At 70.7% G+C, this 20,866-nt stretch carries 21 protein-coding genes; 10 read left to right on the top strand and 11 right to left on the bottom strand.

The window, feature by feature from the left end; genetic code table 11:
* Nucleotides 1-39: 39 nt before the first annotated feature.
* From ACZ6KY_RS09395 to ACZ6KY_RS09385, 3 genes are read right to left on the bottom strand one after another with little or no spacing between them, the layout of a single operon-like run.
* Nucleotides 40-1,542 carry an FAD-dependent oxidoreductase gene (locus tag ACZ6KY_RS09395; protein WP_469309700.1) on the bottom strand — a complete coding sequence of 501 codons (1,503 nt, stop codon included), beginning with the start codon at nt 1,540-1,542 and terminating at the stop codon, nt 40-42.
* Nucleotides 1,535-1,834, bottom strand: coding sequence for a (2Fe-2S)-binding protein (locus ACZ6KY_RS09390; protein ID WP_469309699.1), 300 nt, complete (start codon nt 1,832-1,834; stop codon nt 1,535-1,537). Before ACZ6KY_RS09390 ends, ACZ6KY_RS09395 begins: the two co-directional genes overlap by 8 nt.
* On the bottom strand, nt 1,831-2,982 hold the full coding sequence (locus ACZ6KY_RS09385) for an NAD(P)/FAD-dependent oxidoreductase (protein WP_469309698.1): 1,152 nt from the start codon (nt 2,980-2,982) through the stop codon (nt 1,831-1,833). The genes ACZ6KY_RS09390 and ACZ6KY_RS09385 overlap by 4 nt, the downstream gene beginning before the upstream one ends.
* A 359-nt stretch (nt 2,983-3,341) precedes the next feature.
* Here ACZ6KY_RS09385 and ACZ6KY_RS09380 point away from each other — a divergent pair, with 359 nt between their 5' ends.
* The 4 genes from ACZ6KY_RS09380 to ACZ6KY_RS09365 all read left to right on the top strand — a co-directional run bounded on the left by ACZ6KY_RS09380 (nt 3,342) and on the right by ACZ6KY_RS09365 (nt 6,722).
* Nucleotides 3,342-3,860: a toxin-antitoxin system HicB family antitoxin gene (locus tag ACZ6KY_RS09380; protein ID WP_469309697.1), complete on the top strand. Its 519-nt coding sequence runs from the start codon at nt 3,342-3,344 to the stop codon at nt 3,858-3,860.
* An 82-nt stretch (nt 3,861-3,942) separates the two neighbouring features.
* Nucleotides 3,943-4,785 carry a DUF4097 family beta strand repeat-containing protein gene (locus ACZ6KY_RS09375; RefSeq protein WP_469309696.1) on the top strand — a complete coding sequence of 281 codons (843 nt, stop codon included), beginning with the start codon at nt 3,943-3,945 and terminating at the stop codon, nt 4,783-4,785.
* A gap of 132 nt (nt 4,786-4,917) precedes the next feature.
* Nucleotides 4,918-5,943, top strand: coding sequence for an ATP-binding cassette domain-containing protein (locus ACZ6KY_RS09370; RefSeq protein WP_469309695.1), 1,026 nt, complete (start codon nt 4,918-4,920; stop codon nt 5,941-5,943).
* Nucleotides 5,940-6,722: an ABC transporter permease gene (locus ACZ6KY_RS09365; protein ID WP_469309694.1), complete on the top strand. Its 783-nt coding sequence runs from the start codon at nt 5,940-5,942 to the stop codon at nt 6,720-6,722. The genes ACZ6KY_RS09370 and ACZ6KY_RS09365 overlap by 4 nt, the downstream gene beginning before the upstream one ends.
* Nucleotides 6,723-6,827: 105 nt before the next feature.
* Here ACZ6KY_RS09365 and ACZ6KY_RS09360 read toward each other — a convergent pair whose 3' ends face one another.
* The 4 genes from ACZ6KY_RS09360 to ACZ6KY_RS09345 are packed head-to-tail and all read right to left on the bottom strand — an operon-like array spanning nt 6,828 to nt 10,851.
* A complete protein-coding gene (locus ACZ6KY_RS09360; RefSeq protein WP_469309693.1) occupies nt 6,828-7,643 on the bottom strand; it encodes an ABC transporter permease in 816 nt (271 codons plus the stop codon).
* Between the two features lie 10 nt (nt 7,644-7,653).
* The gene (locus ACZ6KY_RS09355) at nt 7,654-8,544 is read right to left on the bottom strand and encodes an ABC transporter permease (RefSeq protein ID WP_469309692.1); all 891 of its coding nucleotides are present in this window, start codon (nt 8,542-8,544) and stop codon (nt 7,654-7,656) included.
* Nucleotides 8,545-8,551: 7 nt separating this feature from the next.
* A complete protein-coding gene (locus ACZ6KY_RS09350) occupies nt 8,552-9,760 on the bottom strand; it encodes an ABC transporter substrate-binding protein (RefSeq protein ID WP_469309691.1) in 1,209 nt (402 codons plus the stop codon).
* Between the two features lie 26 nt (nt 9,761-9,786).
* Nucleotides 9,787-10,851: an ABC transporter ATP-binding protein gene (locus ACZ6KY_RS09345; RefSeq protein ID WP_469309690.1), complete on the bottom strand. Its 1,065-nt coding sequence runs from the start codon at nt 10,849-10,851 to the stop codon at nt 9,787-9,789.
* A 122-nt stretch (nt 10,852-10,973) separates the two neighbouring features.
* Between ACZ6KY_RS09345 and ACZ6KY_RS09340 the strand changes: the two genes are divergently transcribed.
* Together ACZ6KY_RS09340 and ACZ6KY_RS09335 are read left to right on the top strand one after the other, a co-directional pair.
* Entirely contained in the window at nt 10,974-11,792 is an 819-nt protein-coding gene (locus ACZ6KY_RS09340; protein WP_469309689.1) for a FadR/GntR family transcriptional regulator, read from the top strand.
* A complete protein-coding gene (locus tag ACZ6KY_RS09335; protein WP_469309688.1) occupies nt 11,749-12,528 on the top strand; it encodes a PDC sensor domain-containing protein in 780 nt (259 codons plus the stop codon). The genes ACZ6KY_RS09340 and ACZ6KY_RS09335 overlap by 44 nt, the downstream gene beginning before the upstream one ends.
* Before the next feature lie 217 nt (nt 12,529-12,745).
* Here ACZ6KY_RS09335 and ACZ6KY_RS09330 read toward each other — a convergent pair whose 3' ends face one another.
* Complete coding sequence (locus tag ACZ6KY_RS09330; protein WP_469309687.1) at nt 12,746-13,405, bottom strand: MmyB family transcriptional regulator; 660 nt, start codon at nt 13,403-13,405, stop codon at nt 12,746-12,748.
* 269 nt (nt 13,406-13,674) lie between these two features.
* Between ACZ6KY_RS09330 and ACZ6KY_RS09325 the strand changes: the two genes are divergently transcribed.
* Genes ACZ6KY_RS09325 through ACZ6KY_RS09315 form a run of 3 tightly spaced genes read left to right on the top strand, consistent with a single transcriptional unit; the run spans nt 13,675 to nt 16,134 of the window.
* Nucleotides 13,675-14,331 carry a helix-turn-helix domain-containing protein gene (locus tag ACZ6KY_RS09325; protein WP_469309686.1) on the top strand — a complete coding sequence of 219 codons (657 nt, stop codon included), beginning with the start codon at nt 13,675-13,677 and terminating at the stop codon, nt 14,329-14,331.
* A gap of 32 nt (nt 14,332-14,363) precedes the next feature.
* Nucleotides 14,364-14,894: a toxin-antitoxin system, toxin component gene (locus ACZ6KY_RS09320; protein WP_469309823.1), complete on the top strand. Its 531-nt coding sequence runs from the start codon at nt 14,364-14,366 to the stop codon at nt 14,892-14,894.
* Between the two features lie 13 nt (nt 14,895-14,907).
* Nucleotides 14,908-16,134 (top strand): MAB_1171c family putative transporter, encoded by a 1,227-nt coding sequence (locus tag ACZ6KY_RS09315; protein ID WP_469309685.1) that lies wholly within the window; start codon nt 14,908-14,910, stop codon nt 16,132-16,134.
* Nucleotides 16,135-16,246: 112 nt separating this feature from the next.
* Here the strand turns inward: ACZ6KY_RS09315 and ACZ6KY_RS09310 are convergent, their stop codons facing one another.
* A complete protein-coding gene (locus ACZ6KY_RS09310; RefSeq protein WP_469309684.1) occupies nt 16,247-17,290 on the bottom strand; it encodes an alpha/beta fold hydrolase in 1,044 nt (347 codons plus the stop codon).
* A 253-nt stretch (nt 17,291-17,543) separates the two neighbouring features.
* Between ACZ6KY_RS09310 and ACZ6KY_RS09305 the strand changes: the two genes are divergently transcribed.
* Nucleotides 17,544-17,780: a hypothetical protein gene (locus ACZ6KY_RS09305; RefSeq protein ID WP_469309683.1), complete on the top strand. Its 237-nt coding sequence runs from the start codon at nt 17,544-17,546 to the stop codon at nt 17,778-17,780.
* 456 nt (nt 17,781-18,236) lie between these two features.
* On the opposite strand, the gene ACZ6KY_RS09300 is transcribed toward ACZ6KY_RS09305, so the two are convergent.
* Nucleotides 18,237-19,730 (bottom strand): FAD-binding oxidoreductase, encoded by a 1,494-nt coding sequence (locus ACZ6KY_RS09300; RefSeq protein ID WP_469309682.1) that lies wholly within the window; start codon nt 19,728-19,730, stop codon nt 18,237-18,239.
* Between the two features lie 323 nt (nt 19,731-20,053).
* Nucleotides 20,054-20,803 (bottom strand): GNAT family N-acetyltransferase, encoded by a 750-nt coding sequence (locus ACZ6KY_RS09295; protein WP_469309822.1) that lies wholly within the window; start codon nt 20,801-20,803, stop codon nt 20,054-20,056.
* Nucleotides 20,804-20,866: the final 63 nt, after the last annotated feature.

The raw sequence follows: 20,866 nt of genomic DNA, 5'->3' as shown, positions 1-20,866 counted from the left end.
GCGCGTCGGCATGGGGTCGGCGAGGCGGGTCGGGGCGGGTCACCGCCGGGCCGGGGGCCGGCCCACGCCAGGTGACGGGTCGTCGTCCGCACCGGCCGGGGGCCGGCTCGCGCCCGGTGACGGGTCGTCGTCCTCCGCACCGGTGTCGGCGAGTACGCCGAGCGGCACCGGTCGCGCCAACAGCCTTCGTACGGGCGTCTGTTCGCAGCCGGCGAGTCCGGCGACCGCGGGTTCGCACATCCGGCCCTGGCACCACCCCATCCCGGCGCGGGTGAGCAGTTTGACCGTCCGTACGTCGCCCGCGCCGAGTTCGGCGACGGCCTCGCGGACACGGCCACCCGTGACCTCCTCGCAGCGGCACACGACGGTGTCGTCGGTGACCTGGTCCGTCCAGTGCTCGGGCGGCGCGTACACCGCGTCGAGCGCCGCGGAGAACGACCGCATCCTCGTACGGGACTTGACGGCTCGGGCCGCAGCGCGCGGGTCGGGTCCGGCGCCGGAGAGCCGGGCGGCGATCGACCGGCCCGCGAGGTGCCCCTCGGCCAGGGAGAGAGCGGCGCCACCGATGCCGGTGGTCTCACCCGCGGCCCAGACACCAGGTACGTCGGTGCGCTGCTCGTCGTCCACGGCGACCCTCGACCCGTCGATACGGCAGCCGAGCGTCTCGGCGAGATCCGTGTGCGGGATCATCCCGTGCCCGACGGCGAGCGTGTCGCAGGGGACGCGGCGCCCGGATCCGGGCCGCACCCGCCCGTCGGGGCCGAGTGCGGCGACGGTGACGGCTTCGAGCCGCTCCTCTCCGTGGGCTTCGACGACGGTGTGCAGGGGAACGAACGGCACGCGATGGCGCAGGAGTTGGGCCGCGTACCGGATTCCCTCGACGACTTTGCCGGGCTGGGCCGCCAGCGCCCCGGCCCGGCGGATGAAGCCTCTCGGATCGGCGGACTCCACGAGCGCGGCGACCTCGACCCCGGCGGCGGCCAGTCCGGTCGCCACGGGCAGCAGCAGAGGTCCGGTACCCGCGACGACGGCCCTTCGGCCCGGCACGACGAGACCGCCCTTGAGCATGGCCTGGGCCCCGCCCGCGGTCACGACTCCGGGCAGGGTCCAGCCGGGGAAGGGCAGTACTTTCTCGTAGCCACCGGTGGCGAGGAGCACGGCGTCGGCGCGCACGGCGACCGAACGCTCCTGGAGGGGCCCGAGGAGGGCGTGGACGGTGAATCCGGGCGGCCGTGCGCCGATCGCCGCTCCGGCCTGTTCGACCAGCCAGACATGATGGTCCGTCAACTGTCTTATGGTGCCTGCCTCCAGGTGTCCGGCGAGCCCCTGCTCCAGCCGTTCCCAGGTGCGCCACTGGTGGTGCAGCGCCTTGGGCCGCCTGGCGCCGAGACCGCTCGCGGGCCGGCGGTAGAACTGTCCGCCCGCCGCCACGCCCGAGTCGATCAGGGTCACGTGGATGCCGCGTGCCGCCGCGGCGAGGGCGGCGGCGAGGCCGGCCGGGCCCGCGCCGATCACCGCGAGGTGGTGGCGTCCGTCAGTCATCGTGGCCGCTGCCTTCCTGCGTGCGGATCATGTCGCCCGGTGCCAGCGGGACCAGGCAGGCCCGCTGATTGGGGCGGTCGTTGACGGTGACGAGGCAGTCGAAGCAGACGCCGATGCCGCAGAAGACACCGCGAGGCCGGCCCGCGTCCCGGGTGGTGCGCCAGGAGGTGACGCCCTCGGCCCACAGCGCGGCGGCGACGGTCCGGCCGGGCAGCACTTCGACGTCCCGGCCGTCGAGGGTGACGGTGAACGCGCGGCCGGGCTCGGCCCGTACGAGGTCCAGGGGGTTCACGATGCCTCCTCGGAGAAGCGCTCGGGGCGGAACGGCGCGAGGTCGAGGGCGGGTGTCCTGCCCGCCAGGACCTGCGCGATGAGCTGTCCGGTGCCGGTGGACAGCCCGATGCCCGCCCCCTCGTGCCCACAGGCGTGGAAGAGGCCGGGCACCCGGGGATCGGGGCCGATGGCGGGCAGATGGTCGGGCAGGTAGGGCCGGAACCCGAGGTAGGCCCGCAGGGCGCGCACCTGCGACAGGAAGGGAAAGAGCCGTGTCGCGCCCGCGGCCAGTTGCCGTACGACGGGCAGCGAGAACGACCGGTCGAAGCCGACCCGTTCCCGGCTCGCGCCGATCAGGATCGGGCCGGCCGCGGTCCCCTCCACCACCGGCGACGTCTGAAGAGCGGCCGAATCACTGGCGACATCGGCGACGTAGTCCGCGGCGTACACCTTGTGGCGCACCCGGCGCGGCAGCGGCTCGGTGACGAGGACGAATCCTCTGCGGGGCAGGACGGGGAGGGTGACGCCCGCGAGGGAGGCCACCTCGGCGCCCCAGGTGCCGGCCGCGTTGACGACGGCGGGTGCGTGCAGATCACCCCGGTCGGTGCGCACGCCGCGGACCGAGCCGTCCCTCCCGCGCAGCACCTCGGTCACGGTGCGCCCGGTCAGCAGCCGCGCCCCCGAGGCCCGTAGAAGATGCGCCGCGGCCAGGGCGGGCATCACCTGGGTGTCCTGCGGATAGCGGACGGCCCCCGCGAGCCCCGGGGCCAAGTACGGTTCCAGGTCGTGCAGTTGATCGGCGGCGACCGGTTCGGTGAGGACGCCGGCCGACCGCTGGCCCGCCGCGAAGGTCTCCAGCGCGGCCAGGCCTTCGGGCGTGGAGGCCACGACGACGCCGCCCTTGGCCTCGTACTCGATCGACCTCGCGCGTTCCTCGGCGAGGTCGGCCCACAGACGCCCGGAGAGCAGGGCGAGGTCGAGTTCCGGTCCGGGTTCCTTGTCGGAGACGAGCAGGTTCCCCTCACCCGCGCCGGTCGTGCCGCCGGCCACCGGACCGCGGTCCACCACGGCGACGTCGAGGCCCGCGCGAGCCGCGTACAAGGCGCAGGCGGCGCCCACCATTCCGGCTCCGACGACGACCACATCGCAGATAAAGGGCTGGCTCACAACAGTACTATGTCACACATCACCCATAGGGGATCCGAAGACCCCGAAGACTGCCAGGAGGGGCGGCCTCGACCCCGCGGCGGGCCGCGAGACGGGGACCGACATTCCCCTGCGGCATACAGGGCGGCACGTGGCGCCACATGACACCGGGTGGCACCGGATGACCCCCCTTGGTGCCATCCGGTGCCACCCGGCACCATTACATGCCCCCAGATGGCGCATGGGCACCCATGGCGTCACCGTGACTCAAGTTGACTCACCGACATTTCAGCAGGTCAGAGGAGTCACCTTCGAACCTGCCTCATACAAAACGCCAACCGGGCTTGCGGATGGCGCCACAGTGGTGCCACCATGCCGTCATGGACCTCACTCCGTATGTCGACACCCTGCGCCGCGAACTCGCGGTGGCCGCCGAAGCCGGCGGGGAAGAAGCCCGTGAGCTGGCCGAGCGGCTCACCGCTCCCCTGGAGTCGGCGACGCGTCTGACCATGCTCAACGTGCTCTCCGCCGCGATGGACGAGATCACCCGCGAACTCGCCCCCGGCTCGGTCGACGTACGGCTGCGCGGGCTGGACCCCGACTTCGTGGTGACGCCGCCGCCCTCCTACGGCGGCCCCGCGGAGGCGGCCGAGGCGCCCGTCGAACGCTTCAGGGCGCAGGCGCCCGCGGACGGCGACGCGGGCGGCACCGCCCGCGTCAATCTGCGCCTGCCGGCCCACCTCAAGGCGCGCGCCGAGGAGGCCGCGAACCTTGAGGGCCTGTCGGTCAACGCGTGGCTGGTGCGGGCCGTGTCGGCCGCGGTCGACGGCGGCACGCGACCGCGCGCGACGGAGAAGGCCCGCACGATCGGACAGAGCTTCACGGGGTGGGTGCGCTAGCCGCGCCCGCGACCGGACCACTTCACCCACACCGAGCCCCACCTGCGGGGGCGGCTCAAGGACTCACGAGGACGGTACAGCCATGCCTTCTTTCGATACTCCCGAACCGATCTCGGTCACCGCCAACGTGACCGCCGGGTCCATCCGGTTCACCGCGGGCGACCGCCCCGACACGGTCGTCGAGGTGCGGCCCCTCGACCCGAAGAAGGACAGGGACGTACGGGCCGCCGAGCAGACCGAGGTCGCGTACGCGAGCGGCGTCCTGACGGTCAGGACGAAGCAACGCCACCTGGTCGGTTCCAGCGGCGCCGTCGATGTGACGGTCGGCCTGCCCACGGGCTCGCAGGTCGACATGACCTGCTCCTGGACCCAGGTGCTCGCCGAGGGGCGGCTCGGCGAGGTCCGCCTGAAGAACTCGGGCGGCGACATCCGCCTCGACACCACCGGACCGCTGAAGCTGACCGCGTCGCACGGCTTGATCACCGTGGACCGGATCGAGGGCATGGCCGAGATCACGAGCAGCACCGGCAACGTGCGCGTCGGCAGGGTCGACGGACCCGCCGTACTGAAGAACTCGCACGGCGCCACGACCGTCGGCACCGTGACCGGCGACCTGCGGGTGAGCGGCGCCAACGGTGGCATCGACATCACGCGCGCCGAGGCATCGGTCACCGGCACCTCGACCAACGGGCATCTTCGTATCGCCGAAGTCATGGGCGGCGAGATCCAGTTGGAGACCTCCAACGGCTCCATCGAGGTCGGCATCCGCGAGGGCACCGCCGCCTGGCTCGACGTCAGTTCCAACCGCGGGCAGGTACGCAACATGCTCGCCGCATCCGAGGCCCCGGAGCGGACCGAGGGGACCGTCACGGTCCGCGCACGGAGCAACTGGGGGAACATCGACGTCCTTCGCGCCAAGTCCTGAGCCGTCCAGTCCCCGCGCCGTCACCGTTCCCGTTCAAGTCACCGTTCCCGCTCGCCGCCTTCGCCTCCTCCGGACCCGTTCCCTTATCTCTTCCGGCCCCTCATTCACTCAGCCTCCGAACGGGAGAGCTCCATGCCTTCTTCTGTCATGCCCATGCCCACCCCCAGGCAGAGCGACGATCCGCACACGCCCGCCGCCGTCTCCACCATCGGTCTGCGCAAGTCGTACGGCGACAAGACCGTGCTCGACGGCATCGATCTGCGTATCCCGGCCGGTTCCGTGTTCGCGCTGCTCGGGCCCAACGGCGCCGGCAAGACCACCACCGTGCAGATCCTGTCCACGCTCATCGCCGCCGACGGCGGGCAGGCCCAGGTCGCGGGCCACGATGTCGCCACCTCACCGGACGGGGTACGCGCCGCGATCGGCGTCACCGGGCAGTTCTCCGCGCTCGACGACCTGCTCACCGCCGAGGAGAACCTGCTCCTCATGGCCGACCTGCTGCGCCTCGGCAAGCGCGAAGGGCGCTCCCGTACCAAGGAGTTGCTTCAGCGGTTCGACATCGCGGACGTCGCCGACAAGCGGGCCGCGACCTTCTCCGGCGGTATGCGGCGCCGTCTCGACCTCGCCATGACGCTGGTCGGCGACCCCCAGGTGATCTTCCTGGACGAGCCGACGACCGGGCTCGATCCCCGCAGCCGCCGCACCATGTGGGACACGGTGCGCTCGCTCGTCGCGGGCGGCACCACCGTCTTCCTCACCACCCAATACCTGGACGAGGCGGACCAGTTGGCCGACCGGATCGCCGTGCTCGACGGCGGCCGGATCGTCGCCGAGGGCACCGCCGACGAGCTCAAGGCGCAGATCCCCGGCAGCCACGTACGGCTGCGGTTCACCGAGCCCGCCGAGTACGAGCGCGCGGCCGACGCGTTCCCCGGCGCGGCCCGCGACGACGAGGACCTCGCGCTGCGCGTGGCGGGCGACGGCGGCCTCGACGCGCTGCGCGCCCTGATCGACCGGCTCGACACCGCCGGCATCCGGGCCGCCGACTTCTCCGTGCACACCCCCGACCTCGACGACGTGTTCCTCGCCCTGACCGGCGACGGCGCCACCAGGACCGGCACCAGCACCCCGTTTCACGTCAAGGAGACCCTGCGATGAGCACCCTCACCTACGCCGTGCACGACTCGATGACGATGCTGCGGCGCAACCTCAAGCACGCGCTCCGCTATCCGAGCGTGTCGCTCGGCTCCGCCATGATGCCGATCCTGATGCTGCTGCTGTTCGTGTACGCCTTCGGGGACTCGATCGGCGCCGGAATGGGCGGCGGCCGGGACGCCTACCTGGAGTATCTGACGCCCGGCATCATCGTCATGGGCGTGGCTGCCGGGGCGATGTCGACCTCGATCGCGGTCTGCTCCGACATGACCGAGGGCATCATCAACCGCTTCCGCACCATGAACATCACCCGCTCGTCGTTCATGACGGGCCACGTCGTCGGCAGCGTCATCCAGACCATGGTGAGCATCGTCCTGGTCGTGGGGTTCGCACTCGCCGTCGGTTTCCGCTCGGACGCGAGCCCGCTCGAATGGCTTGCCGCCACGGGCCTGCTCGCGGCCATCGCGTTCGCGGTGACCTGGCTGTCGGCGGCGCTCGGCCTGATCTCCAAGACCGTCGAGTCCGCCAGCAACAAGCCGCTGCTGGTCCAGTTCCTGCCGTTCCTCGGCTCCGCGTTCGTACCGGCCGACTCGATGTCTCCGGGCCTGCGCTGGTTCGCGGAGAACCAGCCCTTCACACCGATGACCGAGACGCTGCGCGGCCTGCTCTCCGGATCGGCGATCGGCGACAACGGCTGGATCTCGCTCGCCTGGTGCGCCGGCATCAGCCTGGTCGGCTATGTCTGGTCGCGCTCGCTGTTCAACAGCACCACCAAGCGCTGAGAGCCCGCCGTTCGACCTGCCCGCGAGGGGCGGCCGGAGTCCGTGCGCGACGGACCCCGACCGCCTCTTACTCGCATCAACCAGTGATCCAGCACAGGCAGTTCGTCAGCTCCGGCTCTCGGTGGCCGTGTCCGCGGACAGCCGCTGCGCCGCGTAGATCGGGATCACCGAGAGCAGGACGAGCACGGCGGCCACCACGTTCACGACCGGCGCCTGCCGGGGTCTGGTCATGTTGTTGAAGATCCAGATCGGCAGGGTCTCGATGCCGGGCCCGGCCGTGAACGTCGTCACGACGATCTCGTCGAAGGACAGCGCGAAGGCGAGCAGTCCGCCGGCCAGCAGTGCCGAGCGCACCAGCGGGAAGGTGACGTCGACGAAGGCCCGGAAGGTGTCCGCGCCGAGATCCATCGCGGCTTCCTCGTACGTGCCGGACGTACGGCGCAGTCGCGCGACCACGTTGTTGAAGACGACGACGATGCAGAAGGTCGCGTGGCCGACGATCACGGTGAACATGCCGAGTCCGACGCCGAGCGGTTCGAGCACCGTGCTGAACGCCGAGTTGAGCGCGATGCCCGTGACGATGCCGGGCAGCGCGATCGGCAGGACGACCACGAAGGAGATGGCGTCCCGGCCGAAGAACCGGTGGCGGGCGACCGCGAAGGCGATCAGCGTGCCCAGCACCAGCGCGATGGCCGTGGCGCCGAGACCGGCCTTGACCGAGACCCACAGCGCCGCGCGGGCGCCCTCGTTCTCCCAGGCGGTCGACCACCAGTGGAAGGTGAGCCCGGACGGCGGCCAACTGGCGCTGCGGTCCCGGTTGAAGGAGTTGACCAGGACGAGCGCGAGCGGCACGTAGATGAACGCGAAGCCGAGCCCGGCGGCGGCGCGCAGCGCGATGCGCGCGGAGCGGGAGAGTTGCACAGCGGGCTCCTCAGAGACTGCTCAGGGCGCCCGTGCGGCGCATCGCGAGGAGGTACACCACGATGACCACGACGGGGACCGTGCCGAGCGCGGCGGCCATGGGCAGGTTCAGTTCGATGTTGGAGTAGACGACGTTGCCGATGAGCTGGGTCTTGCCGCCGACGATCTGCACGGTGATGTAGTCGCCGAGGCTGAGCGAGAAGGTGAAGACCGAGCCGGCGGCCACGGACGGCAGGACCATCGGCAGCACCACCGATCGGAAGGTGCGGCTCGCCCCGGCCCCCAAGTCCGCTGACGCGTCGAGCAGGTTGGCGGGAAGCTGCTCCAGCGCGGTGTGGATCGGCAGGATCATGTACGGCAGCCAGAGGTAGGTCAGCGCGATGATCGCCGCCACCAGTCCGTACCCGGGTCCGCTCAGCCCGAACGGCTTCAACACCCAGTCCGCGAGGCCGCCTTGGGAGAGGATCAGCCGCCAGGCGTACACCTTGACGAGGTAACTCGCCCACAACGGCGTGAGGATGGCGACGACGAGCAGCGGGCGCCGTCCGGGCCTGGCGATGCGAGCGGTGTAGAAGGCGACCGGGAAGGCGATCACCGCGCACAGGGCGGTGACCGCGAGGGCGACGCCGACGCTGCGCAGGATCACCTGCCGGTACACGGGCGTGGTGAACAGCGTGTGGAAGTTGTCGGTCGACCAGACCTTCACGACCTCGGAAGTGAAGGAGTTCGTCGTCCAGAACGCCGAGACGAACAGCACGGAAAGCGAGCCCAGATAGAGCACCCCCAGCCAGAGCAGGGGTGCGGTCAGCAGCAGGGACAGCCGCAGCCGGGAGTGTCGGTGCAGTGTCCCCGCGAGCCGCCGGACGGGGGAGCGTCCGGCGGCCTGCGAGGTGGAGGTCATCGATCGATCAGCCCTTGATCTCGGTCCAGGCCTGGACCCACTTCGCGTACGGGACGCACTTGACGTCGGTGCGGCCGTCGAGGCACTGCTCGATGGGCGTGTTCCAGAACGCGATGTTCTTCCAGTAGCTCTCGTCGGTGGCGTGGAAGGTGTCGCAGAAGGTCTTGTCGCTGGTGTACTGGCAGGCCTCGGAGTTGGCGGGCGCCTCACCGAAGTACTCGGCCACCTGGGCGTTCACCTTCGGCGAGATGATCCAGTCCATCCACTTGTAGGCACAGTTGGGGTGCTTGGCCCTGGCGGAGATCATCCAGGTGTCGGACCAGCCCGTGGAACCCTCCTTGGGCACGAAGGCCTTCACCTTGGCGCCCTCGTCGGCCGTGAGGTTCGCGATGACCTGCCAGGTGGTGCCGACCACGGAGTCACCGCTCTTGAAGGCGGAGATCTCCTTGAGGTAGTCGCTCCAGTACTCCCCCACGTTCGCGCTCTGCTTCTTCAGCAGGGCGACGGCCGCGTCGAACTGCTTCTGGTCGAGCGCGTAGGGGTCCTTGATCTTCAACTCGGGCCTGGCCGACTTCAGATAGAGGGCCGCGTCGGCGATGTAGATCGGCGAGTCGTACGCGGTGACGTGACCCTTGTTCGCCGAGGCGTCGTCGAAGACCGCGGACCAGGACGTGGGGGCGGGGGTGACCTTCTGGGTGTTGTACATCAGGAGGTTGGCGCCCCGGCCGTGCGGGATGCCGTACATCTGGCCGTGGACGGAGTTCCAGGCGCCCTTCTTCAGGCCGCTGAAGACGTTCTTGTAGTTCGGTACGAGGCCGGTGTTGACCGGGGCCGCGTCACCCGACGCGATGAGGCGCAGGGAGGCGTCCCCGGAGGCGGAGACCGCGTCGTACTGGCCGGTCTTCATCAGCTTGACCATCTCGTCGGAGCTGGCGGCCACCTTGGAGTTGACCTGGCAGCCGGTCTGCTTCTCGAAGTCGCTGACCCAGTCGACCTTGGGGTCGTTGGAACCGTCCTCGACATAGCCGGCCCAGGCGATCAGGTTGACCTGTCCCTCGGTCTTGCCGAGCTTGGACTGCGCCTTGAGGTCGGGCGGGTTGAGGCCGGTGGCCCCGGAGGAGCCCGTGCCGGACGATCCGCAGGCGGTGGCCGCGAGGAGCACCGCGACGGCGGCGGCGGCCTTGAGGGTTGGGGTGAGGCGCACGGCGTACTCCATACGTGACGGGTGACTGAGCGGGAGAGTCAGCGGGGGTCGGGGACCTGGAAGGTGTGGCGGCGCTGCCACTGGAGCCGGACCCGCGTGCCGCGGAGGGCGGCGACGTCCTCGGAGGAGGTCTCCAGGTTCTGCTGGAGCGCGGTGAGGCGGCCGCCGACGTCGAGGTCCACCAGGAAGCGGGTGGCGTCGCCCAGATAGACGACTTCGGCGACGGTGCCGGTGGCGGTGGAGTGCTCCGGCCCGTCGGCGTCGACAGCCTCGGCGGGCTCCGCGGACTCGGCGGGCTCCTTGAGGACCCGGATCTTCTCGGGCCGGATGCTGTACGTGCCCGGGGCGCCGACGACCTGCTGCGCCGACTGCCCGTCGAGCAGGTTGGAGGTGCCGACGAAGCCCGCGACGAACCGGGTGGCGGGGCGTTCGTAGATCTCGGCCGGGGTGCCGACCTGTTCGATGCGGCCCTGGTGGAAGACGGCGATGCGGTCGCTCATCGTCAGGGCCTCCTCCTGGTCGTGGGTGACGAACACGAAGGTGATGCCGACCTCGCGCTGGATCGCCTTGAGTTCGACCTGCATCTGCTCGCGCAGCTTGAGGTCGAGGGCGCCGAGGGGTTCGTCGAGGAGCAGGACGCGGGGGCGGCCCACCAGGGCCCTGGCGAGGGCGACGCGCTGGCGCTGGCCTCCGGAGAGCCGGCCGGGGCGGCGTCGGCCGAACCCTTCCAGACGTACGTCGGCGAGCGCCTTGCGGGCCCGGACGAGCCGCTCGGCCTTCTTCACCTTGCGGACCTTGAGGCCGTAGGCGACGTTCTCCTCGACGGTCATGTGCGGGAACAGGGCGTAGTCCTGGAAGACGGTGTGGACGTCCCGTTCGAAGGGGGCGAGGCCGGTGACGTCCTGGCCGGCCAGTTCGATCCGGCCTTCGGTCGGGCTCTCGAACCCGGCGATCATCCGCAGCACGGTCGTCTTGCCCGAGCCCGAGGGGCCGAGCATCGAGAAGAACTCGCCGTCGGCTATCTCCAGATCGACTCCGGCCACGGCGGTCGTCTCACCGAACGCCTTTCGCAGGCCCTGGAGCCGGATCGCCTTTGCCTCCATGGGCGGGGAACCTTTCTGGTGCGGAGGTGCGTTGCAACACTGACCGGAAAGATATGAAGTCATAGTTCAAATCTCAAGACCCCATTAGAGTAAAGGTTGAGTCAACGCACAAGGTGGTGACCGTGAAGCAACACAGGGGCGACGGCGTTCGCAGAGCCGTCTTCACTCCCGTGGACAACCGCGCGCGCGTCGAGACGGTCGTACACCGGATCGGCGACGCCATCGAACTCGGGCTGCTCGCCGACGGTGAGCAGCTCCCCGGAGAGATGGAGCTGGCCGGGCAGCTCGGCGTGTCCACGGTCACCCTGCGCGAGGCCCTCATGGCCCTGCGGCAGCAGGGGCTGGTCACCACGCGGCGGGGTCGCGGCGGCGGCAGCTTCGTGTCGCTGCCCGAAGTACCGGGCGAGGAGCGTCTGTTGGCCCGGCTGGCCGACTGGAGCACAGAGGAACTGCGCGACCTGGGCGACCACTGGGCGGCCCTGTCCGGAGCGGCCGCGCGGCTCGCCGCGCAGCGGACGGAACCGGACGACCTCAAGGCGCTGCGGCGCACCCTGGACGACCTGGCGTCGGCCGAGGACGCCGCCGCCCGCAGCCGGGTCTACGGCCGCTTCCACGTCGAGCTCGCCGCGGCGGCGCAGTCCGCCCGGCTGACCCGTGAACAGGTCGTGCTCCAGACCGAGGTGGGCGCCCTGATGTGCCTCGTGCTCGGGGACGACGAATATCGCGAAGAAGTCGCCGACCGTCACCGCTCCGTAATCTCGGCCGTGCAAGATGGGGCCCACGATTCGGCCAGAGCACTGGCCGAGCGGTGCGTACAGGACTCGACGGCGCGGCTCATCGGCCTTCGCCTCTCGATGCCGCGCACCGTGTCAGGTCCGCGTCCACTGGAGGGCACCCATGAGCAGGAGCCCCGGCGCGGTCGGCGCGACGGCGACGCTTGACGCCACCGCCGAGGCGGCGGTCGCCGCGCAGGTCCGCTGCACGCTGGAAGCCGTCTTCGACGCCGTCGCCGACACGCGGGCCGATACGACCGCGCTGCTCACCCGCGTCGCCGCGCAAGGCCGCCGCCCCGCGACGGTGGATCTGGCGGCACTGCGTCCGGGCCTGCATCTGCGGCTCACCCGGCAGGAGTTGGTGTCGGGCGCCGGCTTCGTGGCGGCACCGGGCCTGCTCGCCGACGTACCGGCGTGGCTGGAGTGGTGGCAGCAGGGCTCCGACGGAGGCGTACGACCGCTGCTGCTCGACCTCGATCCGGCGCACTCCGCGTACTCGGACTACACGCACTGGGACTGGTTCGCCCTCCCCCGCGACAGCGGACAGCGCGCGGTCGCCGGGCCCTACGTCGACTACCTCTGCTCCGACGAGTACAGCCTGACCCTGTCCGCGCCGGTCCATGTCGACGGCCGGTTCGTGGGGGTCGCGGCGGCCGACGTGTATCTGCGGCACTTCGAGGGCGCGGTCGTCCCGCTCCTCCAACGGCTTCCCGGAGCCGCCTACTTGGTGAACGCGCGGGGGCGGGTCGCCGCGTCCGCCGACCCGGCCCATCTGACCGGATCACTCACCAAGGGACCGGACTTCGCGGCCGTGCTGGCGGCGGCCCGGCCCACGCGCTACGAGGACCTGCGGCTCGTCCCCTGCGACAGCGTGCCCCTCGTCCTCGTGATGCCGGCCGACTGAACGGTCCCTTCCCCGGGATCCCCGAGGTCCCCGGGAGGTCGCGGGAGCCTTCAGCGACGCGGGGCAAGAGGCGGGCGGGGCGTGCGCCAGCGACACAGCAGGGCGATTCAGCCCGGGCGCGGGCGTGCACCAGCGACACTGGCGGGTCGAGCCGGGCGCGGGCTCGCACCAGCGACGCAGGGCGGGTCGGGTCGCCGACTGGCACCTGCGCCGCGGGTCACACCGCTCGCAGCTCCGCCGCGCCGTTGCGTGTCTTGCGGGCCTTGCGCGGTCCGCCCGTGACCGGCCGGGCCTCCTCGCGCAACACCAGCGTCATCCGCGTATAGCCCATGTCCTGAAGGGACTTGGGGGTGTCGTCGACGATCCGGCAGTCCGTCCTGCCCCAGCGCGGATCGGGGTGCACCAGCGGGCGGACGGCGCCGTCGTGCTCGACCGCGCGCGGGCCGACCGCCTGGATCCAGTGCGGCAGGCCGTGTCGGTAGGCGGCGTCCATGATCGGGTCCTGGGCGATGTCCCGGCGGATCGACTGGAGTCCGCGGTCCTGGCCGTTCCGCTCCACCGCCGCCGCGAAGTGCGCGAGCATCGGCAGGCACCAACTCGACTCGTGCTCACCGAGGATCGACCCCGCGTCCGGATGGAACAGGACGAAGCGCAGGAAGTTGTCGCCCGGCATGGCGGTGGGATGCGCGCCGACGCCGGCGAAAAGTGTCTCGAACGCGGTGTTGGACAGAACGACGTCCCAGCGGTGGTCGAAGACGACGGAGGGGAAGGGGACGGCCTCGACCAGCGTGGCGTAGTCCTGGAGGTACGCCTGTGCTTCGAGACTCTCGGGGACAGGTCGCGGCTGGGACCGCTGCCTTCCTGCCTGGTACGCCATCGGGAGGTCACCCCTCTTGCCTCTGCGGCCTTCACGCGGCGCCCCGATCCTGCTGCCCCGGGACGGGCGTGTCAACTATCGTGGCATTTGGCGCTTGTTGACGGCTGAATCTCGCCACAGTTGTGGCGAGACCTGGATGTGAGTTCGAGCGAGGGGCTACGCTCCGGTTGGCTCCCCGGTCTTGCCGCCGGGATGGTTTCTGACCTTCGTGTCCACATGGTTCCCGAACTTCGTGAGAGCCACCTGAGAGAGACGTAGGAGATCTGTCGGTGACGGATGGCTTCGAGGTTCCGTGCGCCACGGCGACGGTTCTGCTGCAGGCCGTCGTGGCCAGGGTCACCGCACTCGCCGACCGGCTCGGCGTCCCGCACGCCGAAGTCTTCGACGTCCGGCGGCTGTCGGCCGAGTCCGGCGTCCCCGAACCCGTGGTGAGGGCCCTGCTCAACGGCCGCCCCGCAGGGGAACCCGACCTACAGGCACGGTTCCTGCAACGGCTGGACCTGCTGCGCCGTACCCGGCTCAAGCCCAACGGCCGCCGCTACACACAGCAGGAGATCGCGGACGGCGCCGGCATGTCGCGCCAGCAGGCGGGCGCCCTCATCAACGGCGACCGGCGTCCCACCATGGAGCACTGCGACGCCATCCAGCGCTTCTTCCGGGTGCACGCCGGGTTCCTCACGGCCGAGGACTCCGAAGCGCTCGTAGGCGCCCTCCAGCGCTCGGAACAGGAACTCCTGCAACGGCTCGCCGACCGCGAACGCGCGGCGGCCTCCGTCGCCCGCGATCCGCTGGAGCGGCTGCTCCTCGACCACGGCGTGCGCGGAATCGCCTGGCGGGCCGCCCAGTTGCCCACGGACCAGCACCGGGACAAGGTCGCGGAATGGCTGGACATGCTCCTGGAGAGCGTCAAGCGGCCAGAGTCGTGAGCCGGGGGAGACCAGTGGGCATCGGAAGGGAAATGCGCCGCCTGTGCGGCGAGTTGGTCTCGGAGCTGTCGCTCCCGGCGCCGGCGGCACCCGCCGACCTGTACACCGCGCTGTGCGGCGCGATGAGCAGACGTCGCGGCCGTCCCGTCCAGTTCCGTACGGCCGCCTTCCCGCCCGGCACCGCCAGCGGACTGTGGCTCGACATGGCCGAACAGGACCTCGTCGTCATCGAGGAACGCACCGCGCCCGACCACCAGTTGGTCATCCTCGGCCACGAGCTGTGGCACATGAAGGCCGGGCACTGCAGCCATCACGTCGACGGCGTGGCCGTCGCGGCACGCTTACTCGGCGACAGGGCGGACCTCCAGGCCACCGTCCTGAAAGTGGCCGCGCGCACCCGCTTCGACCTGTCCGACGAGAAGGAGGCCGAGAGCTTCGGGCTCCTTCTCGCCAGCAAGTGCCGCACCTGGCTGGCCGGTTCCTCGCTGCGCGGCCCGGTGCAGCGGCACGGTCTGGCCGGCCGCATCGAAGCTTCCCTGGGCTGTCGCGGGCCGCGGGGCTGAAGGTCCCGGCGCCATGGACGGATCCAGTTACTACACCCCGGCCGTCGCCATGGGCGCCGCGATCGCCTTCAAGGGGCCCGCGCTGCTGCGCGGCTGGCGCGACCCCCTGCTGCGCTCCGTGGGCGTGCTGCTCGCCCTCGCGGGCCTGGTGTTCCTCTTCGCGGCCCCGCCGACCATCGCCGCCGTCAACGACGTCACCGGGATACCCAACTTCTCCGCCCCGTTGGTCTACTGCCTGTTGAGTGCCTACAGCGCCTCCTGTCTGGTGCTGATCATCAACTGGCGCGGCGGACCACCCGAGGTGACCCGTCGGCTGTCACGCCGCTGGATCCTCGGGTACACCGTGGTCGGCGTGGCGCTGATCGTCCTGTTCGCCCTCGGGGACGCCCCCGAGGAGCGGCTGCGGGACCTCGACACCTACTACGCCAACACCCCGTTCATCCGCGAGATGATCGTGCTCTACCTCACGTCGCTCACCGTCGCCGGTGTCGCGATGAACTTCATGTGCTGGCGCTGGGCGATCCAGGTGCGCGGCCGGCTGCGCGCCGGGCTGGTGATCATCGCTTTCGGCTCCCTGTGCAACATCCCGTACTCCGCCGCCAAGTTCACCGCCGTGGTGGCCCGTTGGAACGGCGCGAACCTCGACGGCCTGAGCACCGACGTGGCGCCCATGCTGGCCTCCACCGGGGCCCAGATCACCGCCGTCGGCTTCTGTCTTCCACTGGCCTGGCGGCGCGTCGAGGACAGCTGGAACACCTGGTCGACCTATCGCAGACTCGGACCGTTGTGGCGCGAGCTGAGACCGGTCTCCGTACCGGAGGACCGCGCGGTGCGGATCTCCTGGTGGTCGCCTGCCGAACTCCAGGTCACCCAGCGGGAGTCCGACATCCATGACGGGATGCTGAGTCTCTACCCCTACTTCGACTCCGAGGTGCGCTCCCGGGCGTACGGCGCCGCGGTCGCGGCGGGCTCGTCCTCCGCCGAGGCGCATGCCCAGGCGGACGCCGCGATGGTGACGGTCGCGGTGCGGGCCCGGGCCGCCGACCCGGAAGGCCGTGTCATCAGCTCGGCGGAGGCGGCGGCCGCGCCGCCCGCGACCGGATCCCTGTTCGCGGGCACCGACGGTCCGCGCGACCTCGTGCGCATGTCCATCGCCCTGCGCCGGTCACCCGTCGTCGCCGCCGCGCGAGGACAGGCGACGACCAGATCGGAGAGCGACGCGCGCGAACCTGCGGGTTAGCCATGACGGGCGCCGCGCCTACCACTTGGCGCCGCCCCGCCGCCGCCCCGCCCGATACCGACGGCGGACGGCAGCACCGCCGGCCGACTTATCCGGCGCCCGCGTCAGAACCTCAGGTCGCGCTGCGTTCGCTCGCCTCGCGCAAGTCCCTTTCCACCGTGCGGTTGTGGACGGTGTCCGGTTGCCCCGCCGCCGAACCCGGGCGCCCGGCGCGCAGCAGCTCCCGCCAGTGCTCGCGGCTCCAGTCGGCCGGACTGGTGGTGGTCGTGAACTCCCTGACCAGGGCGAGGAAGCGCGCCGGATCGCTGTGGAAGGGGAAGTGACCGGCCCCCTCGAAGATCTCCAGGCGGCTGCCCGGCATGGCCTCGTGCGCCCCGTGGGCGTGCCGCACCGGCACCACGCTGTCCCGGTCCCCCCAGAGCAGCATGGTGGGCATGCCCTCGGTGAGATAGCAGCGGTCGAGCATGGTGACCGCCTGGCCGCGCCAGTCGACCACGGCCCGCAGTGTCCGGATGAACGCGCTGCGGGAGGTCGCGTCGGGCAGCGCGTCCACCAGGTTCACCAACTCCGGCGCGTCCTGGGCCAGATCGGTGTCGAGCAGGCGCATCAGACGTAAGAAGAGGCCCACTTGAAAGCGCATTCCGGGCAGTCGCAGGGTGGAGAGCATCAGATGGGCGCCCGGCAGCGACACGGCGCGCAGGACGGGGTTGACCTCACCCCCGACGCCGCCCGCGCTGACCAGGATCAACCGCTCGGTGCGCTCGGGGAACTGGTAGGCGAACTGCATCGCCACTCCCCCGCCCAGCGAGTGCCCGACCAGCGTGGCGGACTCGATGTCGAGCGTGGCCAGCAGATCGCGCACGCCGTTGGCGTAGGCGGCCACCGAGTAGTCGGCGCGCGGTTTGTCGGAGGCGCCGTGGCCGAGCAGGTCGGGGGCGATCACGGTGTGGGTACGGGCGAGGTCGGGGATCAGCTCCGCCCAGGTCGCGGAGGAGTCGCCTATGCCGTGGATCAGGACGAGCGCCGGACCCTCACCGGCCATCCGGTAGGCGCGCCGGTATCCGTGCACTACGCGGTGGTGCAGGCGCAGTTCTCCGTCACCGACCGAACGCAGCCGCGGTGTGCGCCGCGGCTGCCGAGGCTGTACGTCGACCACGGGCTGACCTCCCGTTCCCAGGCCGCCGCGAAGGCGGCTCACGAGCCGCCGGAATGACGGCTTCGGGGCCGTCCGGCAGACGGCCCCAGCTCTCGTCTCCAGCGTAGGGCCCCTGTTCCACAAGGGATTTCCGGGAGGTTTCGCCTCCGCTAAGCGGGCGAACCTCCCCGGACCGGAACTGGATTGTCAGTGGCGGACGGCAAGCTGGGGTCAGCACCAGTGTCACGACAAGCCGACCCGGGAGAGCCGTCCGATGCCGACCGCCGTACTGACCGAACACGAACGCGCCGCCGTGCAGGCCTATCTCCGCCTCCTCCAGACGGTACGAGCGGCCTTCGACGGCCCGCCGGACGGAGGCCGACCGCCCATGGTCCCGCCCACCGTGCTCGCCGAGGCGGAGCGGGCCCTGGAGGCGGCGGGCCTCGCGGGCAACGAGGAGGCGTTCTTCGAACTGCTGCACTACTGGTTCCCGGAACCGGACTGGACGTGAGAGGGGCCCGGGGAGCGGGTTGAGCATGAGCCCCGGTGACCGGGGACCGAGTCGGGCGTGAGCCCCACGGGCCGGTGGGACCGAGCCGGGCCTGCGACCCGTTCGCCGGAGCGGCCGGAGCGGGGTGAGGCGCGGGGCACGGCGTCCGGGCCGAGGCGGCCACGGCCCCCGGCATCCGGGGGCGTCCCGGCCATCGGACCGGGGCTCCGAGGCCGTGCGCGCAGGTTCGGATCCTGCCGGGAGAACCCACCATGTGCCAAAGACCCCGGTGCCGGCGGAAACGCCGAGGCCGGGGCCTTCTGTTTACGACGAGGGCGGGTGCTCAGCTGGTGCCGCACCCGCCGTCGTGGCCGTCCTTCATCCTCGGTCGGTGTCACCTCGTCCCGGCGCCGCCCCTTCGCCGGAATCGACTCGGCGCGGCCGAGCCGGAGTTGGACTTGGCGAGGTCCTCCTCCGTCAGCAGGACGCCGGCGGGATGCTCTGCTCGTACTGGAAGACGTTGCGGGGGTCGTACTTGGCCTTGACCCCGCGCAGCCGGTCGAAGTTGGGGCCCCAGTAGGCGGTTTCCCAGTCCTGCATTCCGATGTTCGGGACGTTGACGTAGGCGCCGTTCACGTAGGGCCGCAGTGCCTGGCTGAACTCGGCGATCCAGGCCTGGGCCTGTGAGGTGAGCTCGTCGCCGCTGCCCGCCTGTCCACGCGTCCCCCAGCCGGCGCCGGGCTCGGAGTAGAAGAGCGCGTCGCGGTGCGGGAATGCCGTGCCGCCGCGGGGGCTCCTGCGGACCGCCCCTCCGAAGGCCTGGGTGAAGAAGTTGCTGTCGTCCGTGGGCGCGTTTCGCATGAATTCGCCGATCAGGCTGATCGCCTTCCTCGGGAACGGCTCGGAGCTGAACTGCGAGAAGAACTTCCAGTTCGCGGGCTCGTCCTCGGTCGGAACCTGGAATCCCGCGAATACGTCGCCCCAGTTGCCGACCTGAGCCGTCACGTCGGGCCTGCCCACCGACAGAATCGGGTCCAGCAGCTCCTTCGCCTCCGCCTCCGTCCCTTCGGCGAGAACCCCGAACAGCAGGATCTGGCCCCGGTGGATCTCGAGCTGGGTTCCGAGCCGGTCGTCGGCGTCCAGCGCCGTGTGCTGCCACGCCTCGAAGACCCTGTGCAGGTCCTTGAGGCCGTCCCAGGTCGCCGTCACATAGGCGACGCTCTTGAGCGGAGCCGCCTTGTAGGTGAGGGACGTGACGATCCCGAAGTTGCCGTTTCCCGCCCCGCGGAGCGCCCAGAGCAGATCCTCGTGGCTCTTCGGATCCACGTTGATCACCCTGGCGCACTCGGCACCCGCCGCGACGACGATCTCGGCGCCCACGAGGCTGTCGCAGGCCATGCCGAGGTAGCGGACGAGGAAGCCGAAGCCGCCGCCGAGCGTCGCGCCGGACAGGCCTACGGTGCCCTCCGTTCCGGTGGTCACCGCGAGGCCCTTTTCCGCGAGCGCGGTCACCGCTTCCGACTGGCTGAGCCCGGCGCCGACCGTCGCGATACGCGTGGCCGAGTCGATGTGGACCGACTTCAGCTCGCTGACGTCGATCACGATGCCGTTGTCCACGTTCGACCAGCCCTCAAGGCTGTGGCCGCCGCTTCGTACCCGCAGCGCGACGTTGTGCTGCCGCGCCCAGGTGAGGGCGTTGACCACGTCCTGGGTCTCCTGGGCGTAGACGATGACCAGCGGGTAGTGCACGAAGAGTTCGTCCCAGCCGAGGCTCGCGTCCGCGTACCCGGGGTCGTTGGGACGCACGATCCGGCCTGTCAGCTTCGCCGGCCCGCACTTCATGCCTTCGGCCACGTCGGGGACAGCGCTCGCACCCGTGGCTTCGGCGGCCGCGACGCCCGGGAGGACGACCGCCCCGGCACCGGCGGCCGCCGTCACCTTGAGCAGTCCACGACGAGAAAAGTCTTGCATGGTCCGTGTCCTCTCGACCGAGCCACGCCAGAATTTCGGCAAAGAAAGCCTTGTCCGCCAACTGGCGCATTCGATCCCTTTTTGGGCAATTTCCGAGAGCCGCACAGTAACAAGAGCGGACCGTGACAGTGTTTGCTGACACGCCAGTTGAGGACGGTGCCGAATCATTGAACAGGGAAATATGTGAATGGCCGCCGATTGGCATCGGCGAACGCCGAACGCCGATCTCCGATCGCCTAATTGATGGTCGCGGATAGTATTTCCGGAAGCAATAACGGGCCGCTTGCTTTACCTGCGACCGCCGCCGTACGAGGCAGGCCGGATCAGGCGCCGCCCGGCGTCCATACGTACGGCGTCGCGGTGGTCGCGGCCCGGAAGCCGAGTCGTTCGAGGGTCGGGGCACTGTCCTCGGACGCGTCGACGTGCAGGTACTCGACTCCCCGGGCCACGGCGATTCGGGCTCGGGCCGCGATCAGTGCCCGGTAGATTCCGCGGCCCCGCCAGGCCGGCACGGTCGTACCGCCCCGGAGCCCGGCGAAGGCCGTTCCGGGGCTGAGGACCAGCCACGCGGCGGAGACGACCTCGCCGTCGGCCTCGGCGGCCAGGACGGCGATGTCGTCCGGTGTCCCCGCGACCTGCCCGCTCAGGAAACCGTGGAGTTGACGCCGGTCCATGCCCCACACGGTGGACTCCATCATCGCGATCCGGCGGATGTCGGCATCCTCCGCCGCCCGACGCAGCACGACGCCGGGCGGTACCACCGGCTCTGTCGCCGTGTCGGCCGCACGTCCGATCAGTACGGTCTCCGGATCCCCGGGAACGAAGCCGGCGGCCCGGAGTCGGTCAGTGAGGTCCGTCGGCATGTCATTGCCGCGGGTCTTCCACACGACCGCCTCACCCCGCCCGGCGAAGTAGTCGCGCTGCCGGACGATCAGCCGGTCCAGGTCGGCGCCGCCCGGTCCGAGGTCGCGCGGGGCGATGATGAACCCGCAGAAGTGCCCGACGACACGCAGGAGCGGTCCGTCCCGTTCGCTTCTGACCCCGGCCGGGAGTGCCGGGAGCACTCCCCGCATCTGCGCGTCGTACGCGGCCAGCAGCTTGTCGAGGTCGTTCGTGCCGCCGCTCGTGTCGTCGTG

The sequence above is a fragment of the Streptomyces sp. NPDC042002 genome, from assembly GCF_055588305.1.
The sequence above is the reverse complement of the archived record's forward strand: the minus strand, read 5'-3'. Positions and strand labels throughout refer to the sequence as shown.

Coding starts and splice junctions, on each gene's coding strand:
- ACZ6KY_RS09395 (WP_469309700.1), bottom strand. CDS start 1,542: ATGACTGACGGACGCCACCACCTCGCGGTGATCGGCGCGGGCCCGGCC.
- ACZ6KY_RS09380 (WP_469309697.1), top strand. CDS start 3,342: ATGGACCTCACTCCGTATGTCGACACCCTGCGCCGCGAACTCGCGGTG.
- ACZ6KY_RS09375 (WP_469309696.1), top strand. CDS start 3,943: ATGCCTTCTTTCGATACTCCCGAACCGATCTCGGTCACCGCCAACGTG.
- ACZ6KY_RS09370 (WP_469309695.1), top strand. CDS start 4,918: ATGCCTTCTTCTGTCATGCCCATGCCCACCCCCAGGCAGAGCGACGAT.
- ACZ6KY_RS09365 (WP_469309694.1), top strand. CDS start 5,940: ATGAGCACCCTCACCTACGCCGTGCACGACTCGATGACGATGCTGCGG.
- ACZ6KY_RS09355 (WP_469309692.1), bottom strand. CDS start 8,544: ATGACCTCCACCTCGCAGGCCGCCGGACGCTCCCCCGTCCGGCGGCTC.
- ACZ6KY_RS09350 (WP_469309691.1), bottom strand. CDS start 9,760: ATGGAGTACGCCGTGCGCCTCACCCCAACCCTCAAGGCCGCCGCCGCC.
- ACZ6KY_RS09345 (WP_469309690.1), bottom strand. CDS start 10,851: ATGGAGGCAAAGGCGATCCGGCTCCAGGGCCTGCGAAAGGCGTTCGGT.
- ACZ6KY_RS09335 (WP_469309688.1), top strand. CDS start 11,749: ATGAGCAGGAGCCCCGGCGCGGTCGGCGCGACGGCGACGCTTGACGCC.
- ACZ6KY_RS09330 (WP_469309687.1), bottom strand. CDS start 13,405: ATGGCGTACCAGGCAGGAAGGCAGCGGTCCCAGCCGCGACCTGTCCCC.
- ACZ6KY_RS09320 (WP_469309823.1), top strand. CDS start 14,364: ATGCGCCGCCTGTGCGGCGAGTTGGTCTCGGAGCTGTCGCTCCCGGCG.
- ACZ6KY_RS09315 (WP_469309685.1), top strand. CDS start 14,908: ATGGACGGATCCAGTTACTACACCCCGGCCGTCGCCATGGGCGCCGCG.
- ACZ6KY_RS09305 (WP_469309683.1), top strand. CDS start 17,544: ATGCCGACCGCCGTACTGACCGAACACGAACGCGCCGCCGTGCAGGCC.
- ACZ6KY_RS09300 (WP_469309682.1), bottom strand. CDS start 19,730: ATGCAAGACTTTTCTCGTCGTGGACTGCTCAAGGTGACGGCGGCCGCC.
- ACZ6KY_RS09295 (WP_469309822.1), bottom strand. CDS start 20,803: ATGCGGGGAGTGCTCCCGGCACTCCCGGCCGGGGTCAGAAGCGAACGG.